Consider the following 12,657-nt stretch of genomic DNA (forward strand, 5'->3'; position numbering starts at 1 on the left):
TCGCATCACAGGCTCGCCTCCGTCGTGCGCGCCCCACCCGAGTGAACCAGCAACGTTAACTGCGCGATGAGAAGAACCAGAAACATAAGGCTGATCGAGCCAAGCGCTCCCTGCAAACCGAACCTGTCGACAAGGTAAAATGTGAGGGGCAGACAAATGACCAGCATAGCGACATAGCCTTGAACAAATATTCGATGTGAGAGTGTCGCCCTTATTTCAGTATGGACAAAACACAACGCTGCAGTAACAGAAGGAACCAGGCACAAAAGCGCTATTTCAAGATTACTGATCGGAAGGTCACGACTATATACCAACCCGACCACCGGCTCTGCATAAAGCGAGAGGGCCAGGATATAGGTAGCGTGGACAAAAAAACTGATAGCGATATAGGGAAGATAGGAAAAGCGCTGCTTGCCAAGCATTCCTGCTCTCCGGCGTGGCGGCATAAAGCTGCCCAATACCATATTAAAGTGCATGAGGGGCAGGATGAGATTCAGGAGTGCCTTTGCTTCACCCGCCGAACCAGGATCCGAATATAGGGGCAAGATAAAAAAGATAAAATTATTCGGTACCCATTGAAAGACAGCCGTTGCAATCATCGCTAGTGTCATCGCCCCATGCGCTGATCCAAGTTTTTTCAGATAAGCGATGCTTATTTTTTCTGGCCAGATGCGGTAGACAAGGACCAGAACCACAAGGCTTGCAACCGCCATTGAGAGAAGCGAGGCGTTCAGGCTGGGCTCCACACCCCGTTGAAAAGCAATAAGCAGAGCACCCAGCAGGGCAACATACAATAGCGACCCCCAAAAGGCCTTTAGTTGCCCTGATCCCACATTAGTAGCCTTCCTCTGGAAAAACAAAAAACACGTTCCGCTGGTATAGAACAGAAATAGCACTCCAGTGAGAGTATCAGCTCCAAATATTTGGTGACCCGCAAAATAGAGCAGAAGTACACCTGCAAACAGCCATAGCCACGCTGACCACAGCTTACGAAAGTGGTGGAGGTTGTTAAGATCTTCTCCCCCAACAAGACTCGGCTCCAGGGAAAAGCTGAGAAATATCGTTTGAATCAGCAACGCGAGCGAATAGAGCTGGACGAAATAGCCGTACTCAGCTTCTGCCAGGTTGTTGAACAGGTAAATATTGAGCAGAAGCATCGCCAGGGACATAAGCCCATGCTCGGCGAGAGAAAAGAACAAGCCCAACTTTTCTGTAAGTGGTTTTGTTGTCACGGGAACAGAGTACGGAACATCCTATGAAGGTGCATCAGATTTGCTGCAACCGGCGACCAATCCTGTGGATCATTGCCCTCCATTTCCCTACCTGTTCTAAATTGTCCAAACGGGAATAATCTTCCAGATGGTGCCGAATCAATATTGGCACGCCGCGGGGCACCTTAGCGTTGTCGAGCCCTTTGTATGCAATTCGGAAAGCCCGCCGTGGTTCATTGGACATATTCTGTTCACTCGAGTGCACCAAGTAATTGGAAAATATAATTGCATCTCCAGCTGGAAGTTCGACATATTCAGCCCTCCCTACTTCTTCACTATCCAGCTTCAATCTGTCGTGGTGCGTCTCACCGCGAACCCGGTACCAGTCACGAAACCCAGCCCGATGTGAACCGGGAATAACTTTGAGGCAGCCATTTTCCTTGGTAGCATCATCGATCGCTATCCAAGTAATTAGTTTTTGGGATTCCTTTGGCCTCGACATGTAGTCCTGGTGCCACGGCACTTCATTCTCCTTGTCCCGGGGCTTATACAACAGGGTATTGTCGTACATGTAGAATGATCTGCCGAGGGCGGACTCAACGCAATCCAAAATGGGATCCAGCTCTGCGTACTTCCGGAAAAACCCAAACCGCTGATAGACATCATGTATCACGCCATTATCAAAACGATAGGGCGGAAAATGCTCTTGTAAAGGGTCCTTGGAGAGAACTTTTTCCAACTTTAGTACGTGGTCGATCCGCTCACGTAAAAGCTCAATATCTTGCGCGGATAGCACATTGCGTACGATGGTATAGCCGTTTTCTTCCAGACTCATAGCCTTTCTCTTCGTTTACCTAACGATGCAGAGTAAAACGGACGGAACTCGTCCGAAATCCAAGGTGGTTTGCAGGCTCATAAAACTCCATGGAGATTCGCCGTTAGGCGTAACCCTTGAACCTTGGCGCCCGGCTTTCGCGACCAGCCCCCGTGCCGAAACAACCAGTTTTTTGCTTGATCAGCTGGTATATAAAAGCTGGATTGAGAAACAAATAGCGCCTCCATAGCCGCTTCGGTTCCTGATACAACCGAAATAACCACTCAAGTCCATAGCGCTGCATAAAGGGCGGAGCCTGCGGCAACAAGCCGGCGTGAAAATCAAAAGCGGCACCAACGGCCAGCATCGGCATGTCCAGCAGGCTCAAATGCTCGTAGACCCAGACTTCCTGGCGCGGGCAGCCGAGCCCAACCAACACAGCTTTGGCGCCGGATGCCTGGATGGTTCTGGCGATTTCCCGCTGCTCCTCCTCGGACACAGTCCTGAAGGCGGAGGGGGCCGTGCCATTGATTGTTAGCCCCGGATACTTCTTGCGCAAATTCGCCTCAAACTGCGCAAGCACCTCAGGAGTACTACCGTAAAGGAACATGCCATGGCCCGCTGCTGCCATGGCTTCCACGACCTTAAGGGTAAGATCTGGGCCGTAGACACGGTCGCGCAAGTCCAGCTTGTAGAGCCAGTTCAGCGCCCAGCGCACGGGCTGGCCATCGGGCACGACGAGATCGAGCGCATTGAGGCGTGCGGCGTGCTCCGAGTCCATGGCACCAGTCATCACACCATGCACTGCGAGCGCGCTCACACCAAGCGTCTTGCCTTCTGAAGCAGCTTCAAGAATGCGATCGACCGCCGTTTCGTAGTCGACGGCACACACGCCTACGCCCAGTACATTGTGCCGGCCCTTATCAATCATCACGGGACCAGCGTTCTCGATTCAGTTCGAAAATTTCCGTCAAAATAGCCGGGACGTCATAGCGGATATCCCACCCCGGGTAACGGGTCTTGAACCGTGAAAGATCGCTGATGTACCAGATATGATCGCCTTTGCGGTTATCTTCGGCATAGCTGTAATCCAATTCACGGCCAGTGATCTCCTGGCAGATTGTGATTGCCTCGAGCATCGAGCAGTTGCTCTGGCGGCCACCGCCGATGTTATATACAGCAGCCACGTCGGGGGACTTGTAAACCTCGTGAAAGGCGGCAATCAAATCTGCGGAATGAATATTGTCCCTCACCTGCTTGCCGCGATAGCCAAACACCGTGTACTTGTCGCCTGTCGCCGCGCACTTCATCAGATAGGCGAGGAAGCCGTGAAGCTGGGTTCCCGAATGGTTCGGCCCTGTCAAACAGCCGCCGCGGAATATAGCCGTCCTTATGCCGAAGTAGCGCCCATATTCCTGAACAAGCACGTCAGCTGCGACCTTGCTCGCCCCGAATAGCGAATGGGTGCTCTGGTCGATGCTCATATCTTCCGCGATTCCGCCGGAATAGGCGTGTGATGCGTCTATCTCCCAGCGGCTGTCGAGCTCAACAAGCGGCAGCTCATTCGGCAAGTCACCGTAGACCTTGTTGGTAGAGGTAAAGATGAATACCGCCTCCGGGCAATGCTGGCGGCAGGCTTCAAGCAGGTTCAATGTCCCGTTTGCGTTTACCGAGAAGTCAGCAAAGGGATCGCGCGCAGCCCAGTCATGGGAGGGCTGTGCAGCGGTGTGGATTACAAGTGAGATGGCGCTGCCATACTTCCTGAATACTGAGTCAATAGCTTCGGTGTCGCGAATATCGCACTCCAGATGCGTGTAGCTCGTCAAATCCCTCTCAAGGGATTTACGATTCCATTCAGTAGACGCCTCTGCACCAAAAAACACCTGACGCATATCGTTGTCGATACCGATCACTTCCATTCCCAGGCCGGCGAAGAAACGACACGCCTCGGATCCGATCAATCCCGCTGAACCGGTAACCACTACAATCGACACTGGGATACCTCCTTTACGAATATCATTTGCTGTTTCATTTACGCTTTATCCCCTTGCCGGCAAGATGGCCACCTTGGCCGAACCGTCATTATCAATATGCATTCCGATCAGTGAAACCCTTGAGCACGGTGATTACGATGATCTGCAGGTCGAACCAGACCGACCAGTTGCGGATATAGTGAAGGTCGTGCTGCACCCGCTGCTCCATCTTTTCCAGCGAATCGGTCTCTCCCCGCCAACCGTTAACCTGCGCCCAACCGGTAATCCCCGGCTTGACGGTATGCCGGAGCATGTACCCCTCAATAAAAGTTTTAAACTCATCATCCAGGGCCAGCGGATGAGGCCGGGGCCCGACAATAGACATATCCCCCATCAGCACATTGAGAAACTGGGGCAGTTCATCCAGCGAGGTCTTGCGCAAAATCGCACCCATGGGAGTCACTCTGGGGTCATTTTTGGTAGCCTGGACTGCTCTGTCGCCCTCTTCGCAGACCCGCATTGTACGAAACTTCCAGACAGTGATTTCTTCGCCACGGAAACCGTAGCGCTTTTGTTTGAACATGACCGGGCCGGGGCTCGTCATCTTTGTCAACAACGCTATCACCAACATCGGGACACCAATGATAGGCAATATGATAAGACTCAGTACGACGTCTTCGATCCGCTTGATAACCCGCCCGATGCCATCAAGGGGCGAATCGTAGACATTAATACAGGGTATTCCCCCCACATCGGAAACACGTGAGTGCAAAAGGTTGAGCGCAAAAATATCCGGAATGTACTTGAGGCTGACGTGACTTTCGGCCAAATCATGTACCAACACCTTTAGATGTTCAGGAGACTGTAACGATCCGGTCAAGAACACGGTGTCATAATTTGCTGCGCGGGCGTCAAAAACCAGTTGAGAGAAGTTTCCCAGCAGTTGTACAGGCAGCTCACCACTGGTTCGCGCATTGATATCAGGCGTTTCGTCGTAAAAGCCAATCAATTCGATCCCTAAATCCGGCCTGTCAACCAGCGCTCTCGCCACTTCTAGCCCGACACCGGAAATACCGGCAATCACAGCCCGCTCTACCTTCTGCGCTCGCTTTCTTGCGCCTCCTCCCAACGCGCTCAAGATCCGCCTTGTCAGTGCCATGAACAGAGGCGTTGAAACAAACCAGGTAACGACAGCGAAGCGCGAAAAGAGTGCCGAGGTCTTTGTCATATAGGCGAGTAAAACGGAAGCCATCACTACCAGCCCCCATACCTGAAAAAGCCTGAACAGCATTGAGGCCGCCCCCTCACCCGTTCGTACTTGGTAGAGTCCCGACTGGTTAGCGAAAATAACAAAACAAATAGCCGCAAACATGCTGGCAACCATGTAATGCGTGTCCCAAGCATAGAAAAACTCAGATGTTGCCCACAACACCAGGAAAATGATGACTACATCCAGCAGTTCCAGAAAAAGCGCGTAAACTGCCCGCTCAGACTTCAATCGGCTGAATATAGCGTTATCATCGGATTTTTTAATTTTATTCATAAAGAAAGAACTTCGAACACACTCGTGAGCACAGCTTTATTAGTCGCACAACAGACCGCTTGCGATCAGTGGACGACACTATCGCCTACCACCTTGTACAGCGTGCCTATTTGATCATAGTCCACTGGCTCGACCGGAATCGTGATGCCGCGGAGCCAGGCGATAAATCCTTTTTCCTCGTTGTAGTATACCGGGTCATGCTCCCCGATCAGGAGTAAATAATCACCGCTGCGGACATATTGATGGGGCGGGATAAGGCCGTAGTTGTATATGTTATGCGGAAGTAGATAATACTGAATCTTCAAACGTTCGTAGTCGTGCCCCTCTCTCTTACTTAGCAGGAAGATCCTCGAGGGCTCAGAAGGCAAACGTTCGTCTTTCAGGCGCTTGGCGTATTTGTAGTAAACTGCGTCTGGTGCCACCAGGTGCTTTTCTTCATCGCTTTTCCCACTGTAAGTCAGCCGTATCTCGTGCAACTGGGCATTCAGGCTGGACTGCCACATACCATCGAAAACCAGCCACGGAACAGCTCCTGCGATCACGCACGACAAAACAATTTTCGCCTTGAACACCCAAGAGAGCATGGCAGTGAGAGCCATGCCAAGTAAGGCCCAACTGGCGAGCACCGGCGCTGCATTAACGCTACCGCCTCCAAAGACCGTTGTTAAATTATTTATAGATCGCTGCGACCACCCAGAAAACGCAGTCCACTGACCCCAGACCGATGCAGCTATACCCGAGCTGCTAAAAGAGTGAAAAGCCATTTTTTCAAGTAAAAAAGGCTCTTCTCGCAGGTCACCGTAGACACCCAGAGCAACCGTTGTAACCAATCCTTTCCAATTGGAATCATTCGCGAGGTTGTACCAATAGTTACCGCTTTGACTAACCTCTAGCTCTACTTGATTTGTAACGCCAGAATTCTGATCAGTTCTCCAGAAAAGAACCAAATCCAGCCCCGGATGCATACCGCGAGTTTCGAGACTAATCAATGGAAATTGTTCTGCGCGAACAGAAACTCTGGCCTCAAGAATAGCTTCGCCATCTTTCAACCCGGAAATAACTACCGAAGCATTCTGAAATCCACCATCACCAAATTTCAACGGCCGAAAGTGGTTCCCCGCTATTTCATACAACCTCGCAGGCGCGGCTGTCGATGTAGGAAAGCCCTTCTCACACAGCAGAAATACAATGAGACACCACAAGACAAAAGAAGCTACCACACCTAAGAATGCAATAAGCAAGGATTTCAGAAATTGGGTGTTAGTAATCGAAAGTCTATCAACCATCTGCCAGTATCACCCCGCCTCCGACAACAGCGAACCTAATAAGACCAACTAAATCCCCGCTCACTCAAGAAACCAAGTGTCCTGAAAAATTCAAATCCATATATACATTAGGTGTTGGATTTGCTGACACTACCAGCCATAACTTTTAACAGCTGCTTAACGTCATACTTAAATTCCCCAGCGTTGGAGTCAGCATTGGCTCCTACCAGGTCGAGGCGCTCCCACCGCAGAGATCTTCTGGCTTTCTGGATCTTCGTGAGCATGTATATTGCCCATATAAGTGAGAGCTTTACGACGCGCATCGCACCGAGGTGCAATTCCGGATGCGAGAAAAATGTTCATCCGCCAGAAAGTCGCGAGTAAGAATATGGCGAAAACGCTGATTCTGAAAATCAGCGTCAGCTATCTTCTGCGCAAGGTATGAGAAATCTTCGGACATGGATTTTCCTCTACGAACGAACTACTGGCACATGAATTTCTCGACATTGCCCCCGCAGTCGAATGAAAATTCAACTAAAAAAGCTACTACTTAGTACGAAAGAGCAACAATGAACGGCCCATCAAGCAATTTCTGATGAATTATATCCCTATTAGCTGACATCTAATAATATCTGACAATTTTCAATGGCTTCACACTGGAGAAGCTTAAGTCCGGTGGGACAGTTAGCGTCGAGCCACACTCTGGCGCCGACTATCTTTTAACGAGCCTTGTAGCCTACGCCCTCGGTTGTGACTCGGGCCGCAGCGAAGCCCTGTACTCATCAAGCACCAAGCCGGCCTCCCCTTCACAGCACACCTTGGCCTTATCGATCCAGATTACCCGATCGCAAAGCTCCCTCACCTGGGCTTCCACATGGGACACAAACACCACCGTCTGCTCCCCCTTAACCCGCTCCTTCATCGCAGCCTGAGCTTTCTGCTTGAACTGCGCATCACCAACACTCAGCACTTCATCAATCAGCAGAATATCGACATGCGTCATCAGCGCGGTGGTGAAGCCAAGGCGGGAACGCATTCCCGCAGAGTAGGTTTTCACCGGCTCTTCGAAGGAGTCTCCAAGTTCGGAAAACTCTTTAATTTCTTCAAGAAACCCCGATGCCTGCCGCTTGTTTGCGCCTTGCAGCATTGCAGCCAGCAGCGCATTGTCACGGCCGGACAGTTCATTCCTGAATCCCAATCCTATCGACAAGAGGGAGGCTGTTTTACCTTTCTCCATGCGCACCGTTCCACTGGTGGGAGCCAGTATGCCGGCCATGATGCGCAGGATTGTCGTTTTACCTACCCCATTACGGCCGATAATGCCCAGGGTTTCGTTCTCGTAAAGCCTTAGCGATACCCGATCAAGTACGTGGTGCACCCCTTGGTCGTAGGTGTCCTTGCTGGATCGATAATCCAGCGTCACATTATCCAGCTCAAGCAAGACAGGCCGGTGACTCCCCATGACGTCCGTCATGTGAGCACCTTCAGGGCCAGTAGCTGGCTGTGGCGCCGCATCAAGGCAAGCATCGCGACAATTGCGGCTATGGAAACAATAGCTATATAAGACAGATGATCAAGGTCGGGAGCCTGGCCATACATCAGAATTTGCCGATGTGCATCAAGCACGAATGCAATGGGGTTGATGTTTAGCACCATACTCAGTTTTTCTGGGTCTTCGATTTCGCGGACATCCCAGAAGACCCCCGAAGTAAACAGGAGGAATGTCATACCCAGCGGAATCAGGTTAGAGAAGTCCCGCGCCATGCAAACCAGATAGGCCCCTATCAGTGCACAGGCGACGATCATTAAATAAAACACCGCTATCAGCGGCAGCATCCACAGCCACCCCACTGCCGGGGGATAATCGAAGATCAGCAGCACGGCCACCAGCAATGAATAAACTGCCGCCTGCCTGTATAAGCTCTCCTGAACTACAGCCATTGGAAAAAGGCTTTTCGGCAGGTTGATACGAGCCACAAGACCCTGGCTGTTCACAATGCTGTTTGACGCCTGCGATACCGCCTTGGAGAACCAGATAAATGCCAGCTTTCCGGTGGAAAGAAATACCAGGAACTCCGTGCCGCTGCGGGGCGATTCCAGTATCACGTTGAACACCAGGTAAAACACTGCAACCCACAGCATCGGCTCAATCAACCACCATAGGTAGCCAAGGCTGAATCTGGACGCCTCTGCCTTTAGCAGCATCTTTGCCTGAACATCAATCAATCGGAAGTATTGTGAGGGTGACATGCAGGGGCTGGCTGGCGTCCGGTGGTGGTGGTTTGGTGGCGCAGTCTACCAGAAAGGCCCGCCACGCAGGGAACCCGGCTTTTAACGTGGTATGCGCGAGTGCTGCCGGATAGAATAGCCAGATGACACGTCACACCGCCCACCTCCCCCGCAAACGCTTCGGCCAGAACTTCCTGCAGGATGCCACGGTGATCGGCCGCATTGCCGATGCCATTCAGCCTGCGAGTGATGACCATCTGGTTGAAATCGGCCCTGGCCAGGGCGCCCTCACCGAAGCGCTGATTACCTCTGGCTGCCGCCTGGATGTGGTGGAGCTGGACCGGGACCTGGTCACGGGCCTGCTGGCGGCGTTCAGCATTTACCCCGGCTTCAAGCTGCATAGCGCGGATGCGTTGAAGTTCGACTTTGCGGCGCTGGCCGCGGACCGCAAACCGCTGCGGGTGGTGGGCAACCTGCCCTACAACATTTCCACACCGTTGATTTTCCGCCTGCTGGAATTTGCGCCGCTGATCCAGGACATGCACTTCATGCTGCAGCTGGAAGTGGTGCAGCGGCTGGCGGCGGAGCCGGGCGGCAAGGCCTGGGGTCGGCTGGGGATCATGGCGCAGTACCTGTGCGAGGTGGAGCACCTGTTTGATGTGCCGCCGGAGGCCTTTTACCCGCCGCCCAAGGTGCAATCTGCCATTGTGCGGCTGGTGCCGCGCCAGCGCTCGCCCTGGCCAGACTGCGACCCGGCGCAGTTGAAGCGGGTGGTGCAGGCCGCCTTTGCCCAGCGGCGCAAAACCCTGCGCAACAATCTGAAGGGCCTGATGGATGATGCCGGCCTGACGCAATTGGGGCTTGACCCAGGCTGCAGGGCAGAGACACTGGCACTGGTGGATTTCATCCGCATCGCCAACGCCCTGTAAGGACCCCCGCGTGACCGACATCAAGCCCGAGCAGGTACGGGTCACCGTACAGACGACCTATCTGCCCAGCCATTCCCAGCCGGAGGCCGGCCAGTTCACCTTTGCCTACACCATCACCATCCGCAACAACGGTGCGGTACCGGTGCAGTTGCTGTCGCGGCACTGGATCATCACCGACGCCAATGACGAGGTGCAGGAGGTGCGCGGCGAAGGCGTGGTGGGCGAGCAGCCCGTCATCCCCCCAGGCGAGCAGTTCCGCTATACCAGCGGCGCCACGCTGCCAACGCCGGTGGGATGCATGGAGGGCAGCTACACGATGATCGCGCCCCTGGACGCGGACATCGACCCCACCGACATGCCGGCCTTTGAAGTGCCCATTCCGCCCTTTACCCTGCACACCCCCACGGCCCTACACTGATGGCCACCTATGTTGTAGGCGACATTCAGGGCTGCCTGAAGCCGCTGAAATGCCTGCTGGAGCGGGTGCGCTTCAACCCCGACAGGGACCGCCTGTGGTCGGTGGGGGATATTATCAATCGCGGCCCCAAGTGCCTGAAAACCCTGCGTTTTCTGTACGATATGCGGGACAACCTGGAACTGGTGCTGGGCAATCACGACCTGCACCTGCTGGCGGTGGCCGCCGGCGTGCGCCAGCCCAGCCGCTCGGATACGCTGGACAAAATCCTCGCCGCGCCAGACCGGGACGCCATGCTCAACTGGCTGCTGCACCGGCCGCTGATCCACTACGAGAACGGCTTCACCATGGTGCACGCCGGCATCCCGCCCCAGTGGAGCGTGGAAGACGCCCTGGCCCGGGGCCAGGAGGTGGAGGATATGCTGCAAAGCCCCGACTGCACCGAATTCTTCCGCCAGATGTACGGCAACGAGCCCGCCATCTGGTCCGACGAGCTCACCGGCATGCCCCGCCTGCGCACCATCACCAACTACCTCACCCGCATGCGCTTTTGCACCGCCGAAGGCGAACTGGATCTGATCAGCAAGGGCCCGGTGCCCACCAGCGGCAAGAAGGTGACAGCCTGGTTCAGCCACCCCCACCGCAAAACGCGCAACGACCGCATTCTGTTTGGCCACTGGGCCTCGCTGGAGGGCAAGACGGAAGGGCCCAACGTGATCGGCCTGGATACCGGCTGCGTGTGGGGTGGTTCGCTGTCGATGTACTGCCTGGAAACGGGCGAGTGGACGCGGTGCCGCTGCAGGGATGGGAAAACAACCTAGGCTACATTTACACCTCTTCCTGCTTTATATTGCAGCTTTTATGTCCACAGCAAATTCTCCCCTTCTGTAACACTGGTAATACTGATCAATGAATATTTCTATCTTCGGCAGTGGCTATGTAGGCCTTGTCCAGGCAGCCATTTTTGCCGATGTCGGTCACCACGTAATCTGTATGGATGTTGACGCAGCCCGAGTCAATCGCCTCAACAATGCCGAGGTTCCTTTCTATGAACCGGGGTTATCAAACCTACTTCGCAGCGGTATGGACAATGGGCTGTTGTCGTTCACAACAGACGCCAACATGGCTGTTCAAGCAAGCGACTATTTGTTTGTTTGCGTGGGGACACCCGCCAAAGCTGATGGCTCTGCAGACCTCACCTATGTAATGCAGGTCGCCTCAACCATTGCGCAGCATATGACCTGCCGCAAAGTTGTCATCACCAAGTCGACTGTACCCGTGGGCACCACCGATGCGGTGCAGGCTCACATCGAACGAGCCTTACGCGAGCAACAGCGCAACGTTGCAGTGGAAACAGCCTCAAATCCGGAATTCCTCAAGGAGGGCTCAGCGGTGGCGGATTGCCAGAGCCCAGATCGCATTGTCATTGGCACCCGCTCACCGGCAGTGCTTGGGGAGATGCGGCGCATGTACCAGGCCTTCAACCGCAATCACGAGAAGATAATGCCCATGGACCCGCCAAGCGCGGAGATGACCAAGTATGCATCCAACGCCATGCTGGCCACCAAAATCAGCTTCATGAACGAGATGGCCAATATCGCTGAGGCGGTGGGAGCAGATATTGAAGACGTTCGCCGCGGCATAGGCGCCGATCCGCGCATCGGCTACCAGTTCATCTACCCGGGCTGTGGGTATGGCGGCTCCTGTTTTCCCAAGGACGTACAAGCCCTAAAGCACCTCGCCAGCCAGAACGGCCACCATGCGGAAATCCTCACTGCCGTACACGACACCAACCAGCGCCAGAAAGACAAACTGGCCCAGCGGGTAGTAGAGCGGCTTGGCGACGATCTGACGGGCAAAACCATCGCCCTGTGGGGCCTGGCCTTCAAACCCAACACGGATGATATGCGCGAAGCACCTAGTCGCTATGTACTGGAAGCTATCTGGGACCGCGGTGGGAAGGTTAAAGCCTTTGATCCTCAGGCGGGTAACGCTTGTAGGAGTATCTATGGCGACCACGGCGTGTTGGAGATCGCTGAGCACAAGGAGCAAGCGCTGGAAGGCGCCGACGCCTTGGTCATCTGTACCGAGTGGAAGGCATTCTGGTCACCGGACTTCGAACAGATGAAGCGCTTATTGAAGGAACCGCTGATTTTTGATGGCCGCAATCTCTACAATCCCGCCCACATGGAAGAGCTAGGCATCGAGTACTACGGGATTGGCAGGGGCAAATCCGTGTCGACATCAAAGTCGACATCAAAATAGCCAGGCTGGAAGA

The 12,657-nt window shown here is 53.9% G+C and carries 12 protein-coding genes; 4 read left to right on the forward strand and 8 right to left on the reverse strand.

Annotated elements, in window-relative coordinates; genetic code table 11:
• Positions 1-5 precede the first annotated feature (5 nt).
• From DDZ17_RS17525 to DDZ17_RS17565, 8 genes are all read right to left on the reverse strand, one after another.
• Entirely contained in the window at positions 6-1,169 is a 1,164-nt protein-coding gene (locus tag DDZ17_RS17525) for a hypothetical protein (protein ID WP_157976708.1), read from the reverse strand.
• Positions 1,170-1,266: 97 nt separating this feature from the next.
• Complete coding sequence (locus DDZ17_RS17530) at positions 1,267-2,046, reverse strand: phytanoyl-CoA dioxygenase family protein (RefSeq protein WP_116368283.1); 780 nt, start codon at positions 2,044-2,046, stop codon at positions 1,267-1,269.
• A 103-nt stretch (positions 2,047-2,149) separates the two neighbouring features.
• Positions 2,150-2,956, reverse strand: a complete 807-nt coding sequence (locus tag DDZ17_RS17535) for a WecB/TagA/CpsF family glycosyltransferase (RefSeq protein WP_116368284.1) — start codon at positions 2,954-2,956, stop codon at positions 2,150-2,152.
• On the reverse strand, positions 2,949-4,019 hold the full coding sequence (locus DDZ17_RS17540) for an NAD-dependent epimerase/dehydratase family protein (RefSeq protein WP_116368285.1): 1,071 nt from the start codon (positions 4,017-4,019) through the stop codon (positions 2,949-2,951). The genes DDZ17_RS17535 and DDZ17_RS17540 overlap by 8 nt, the downstream gene beginning before the upstream one ends.
• A 91-nt stretch (positions 4,020-4,110) precedes the next feature.
• Positions 4,111-5,541, reverse strand: coding sequence for an undecaprenyl-phosphate glucose phosphotransferase (locus DDZ17_RS17545; RefSeq protein WP_116368286.1), 1,431 nt, complete (start codon positions 5,539-5,541; stop codon positions 4,111-4,113).
• Positions 5,542-5,606: 65 nt separating this feature from the next.
• The gene (locus DDZ17_RS22490; protein ID WP_157976709.1) at positions 5,607-6,827 is read right to left on the reverse strand and encodes a hypothetical protein; all 1,221 of its coding nucleotides are present in this window, start codon (positions 6,825-6,827) and stop codon (positions 5,607-5,609) included.
• Between the two features lie 715 nt (positions 6,828-7,542).
• A complete protein-coding gene (locus DDZ17_RS17560) occupies positions 7,543-8,280 on the reverse strand; it encodes an ABC transporter ATP-binding protein (RefSeq protein ID WP_116368289.1) in 738 nt (245 codons plus the stop codon).
• On the reverse strand, positions 8,277-9,032 hold the full coding sequence (locus tag DDZ17_RS17565; protein WP_241505944.1) for an ABC transporter permease: 756 nt from the start codon (positions 9,030-9,032) through the stop codon (positions 8,277-8,279). The genes DDZ17_RS17560 and DDZ17_RS17565 overlap by 4 nt, the downstream gene beginning before the upstream one ends.
• 146 nt (positions 9,033-9,178) lie before the next feature.
• Between DDZ17_RS17565 and rsmA the strand changes: the two genes are divergently transcribed.
• The 4 genes from rsmA to DDZ17_RS17585 all read left to right on the forward strand — a co-directional run bounded on the left by rsmA (position 9,179) and on the right by DDZ17_RS17585 (position 12,644).
• Positions 9,179-9,964, forward strand: a complete 786-nt coding sequence (rsmA, locus tag DDZ17_RS17570; protein WP_116368291.1) for a 16S rRNA (adenine(1518)-N(6)/adenine(1519)-N(6))-dimethyltransferase RsmA — start codon at positions 9,179-9,181, stop codon at positions 9,962-9,964.
• A 10-nt stretch (positions 9,965-9,974) separates the two neighbouring features.
• Positions 9,975-10,382, forward strand: a complete 408-nt coding sequence (gene apaG / locus DDZ17_RS17575; protein ID WP_479680797.1) for a Co2+/Mg2+ efflux protein ApaG — start codon at positions 9,975-9,977, stop codon at positions 10,380-10,382.
• Entirely contained in the window at positions 10,382-11,200 is an 819-nt protein-coding gene (locus DDZ17_RS17580) for a symmetrical bis(5'-nucleosyl)-tetraphosphatase (RefSeq protein WP_116368292.1), read from the forward strand. The genes apaG and DDZ17_RS17580 overlap by 1 nt, the downstream gene beginning before the upstream one ends.
• An 88-nt stretch (positions 11,201-11,288) precedes the next feature.
• Positions 11,289-12,644 carry a UDP-glucose dehydrogenase family protein gene (locus DDZ17_RS17585; protein ID WP_116368293.1) on the forward strand — a complete coding sequence of 452 codons (1,356 nt, stop codon included), beginning with the start codon at positions 11,289-11,291 and terminating at the stop codon, positions 12,642-12,644.
• The last annotated feature ends 13 nt before the right edge of the window (positions 12,645-12,657 follow it).

Source organism: Parahaliea mediterranea, assembly GCF_003402235.1.
In the GTDB taxonomy this organism is placed as follows: domain Bacteria; phylum Pseudomonadota; class Gammaproteobacteria; order Pseudomonadales; family Halieaceae; genus Parahaliea; species Parahaliea mediterranea.

What these genes read in the sequence shown, in the direction of transcription:
- DDZ17_RS17525 (WP_157976708.1), bottom strand. Translation starts at nt 1,169, where the DNA reads ATGTCCCTGGCGATGCTTCTGCTCAATATTTACCTGTTCAACAACCTG.
- DDZ17_RS17530 (WP_116368283.1), bottom strand. Translation starts at nt 2,046, where the DNA reads ATGAGTCTGGAAGAAAACGGCTATACCATCGTACGCAATGTGCTATCC.
- DDZ17_RS17535 (WP_116368284.1), bottom strand. Translation starts at nt 2,956, where the DNA reads ATGATTGATAAGGGCCGGCACAATGTACTGGGCGTAGGCGTGTGTGCC.
- DDZ17_RS17545 (WP_116368286.1), bottom strand. Translation starts at nt 5,541, where the DNA reads ATGAATAAAATTAAAAAATCCGATGATAACGCTATATTCAGCCGATTG.
- DDZ17_RS22490 (WP_157976709.1), bottom strand. Translation starts at nt 6,827, where the DNA reads ATGGTTGATAGACTTTCGATTACTAACACCCAATTTCTGAAATCCTTG.
- DDZ17_RS17560 (WP_116368289.1), bottom strand. Translation starts at nt 8,280, where the DNA reads ATGACGGACGTCATGGGGAGTCACCGGCCTGTCTTGCTTGAGCTGGAT.
- rsmA (WP_116368291.1), top strand. Translation starts at nt 9,179, where the DNA reads ATGACACGTCACACCGCCCACCTCCCCCGCAAACGCTTCGGCCAGAAC.
- DDZ17_RS17580 (WP_116368292.1), top strand. Translation starts at nt 10,382, where the DNA reads ATGGCCACCTATGTTGTAGGCGACATTCAGGGCTGCCTGAAGCCGCTG.
- DDZ17_RS17585 (WP_116368293.1), top strand. Translation starts at nt 11,289, where the DNA reads ATGAATATTTCTATCTTCGGCAGTGGCTATGTAGGCCTTGTCCAGGCA.